The organism is Streptomyces hilarionis (assembly GCF_024539675.1).
Lineage (GTDB): Bacteria > Actinomycetota > Actinomycetes > Streptomycetales > Streptomycetaceae > Streptomyces > Streptomyces hilarionis.
In genome coordinates this window covers 1-260 of the sequence record NZ_JAHHIT010000778.1, presented here as the reverse complement: position 1 = coordinate 260, position 260 = coordinate 1, and the positions used below count along the sequence as shown (strand labels likewise).

Genomic DNA, 260 nt, shown 5'->3' with positions numbered 1-260 from the left:
ATGTATATGCTTGTGTATTTTGCCTTGATGTAGGTTCTGCAAGCTGCGCAGTTTTCATGGATGTACATCGCGAGGGCTGGTATGGTTGGAAAGTAAATTGTGTCACTTAGATATAACTTTCTAATGAGTTCTAGTTCTTCTGCTTCGACTTTGTCAATGTCATTCAGTTGAGTGGCAATTGAAGTTTCAGCGAGAGTTAAGTCTGATTCGTATTTTGGTTCTAAGTCTGCTGTATTTCCATCAAATATTTGGTTTAAGAA

Annotated in this window: 1 protein-coding gene; it reads right to left on the bottom strand. The window is 37.7% G+C overall.

The features are described from left to right. Positions 1–260: hypothetical protein (locus KMS84_RS40325; protein WP_256921622.1), on the bottom strand; the 260-nt coding region annotated here is incomplete at both ends.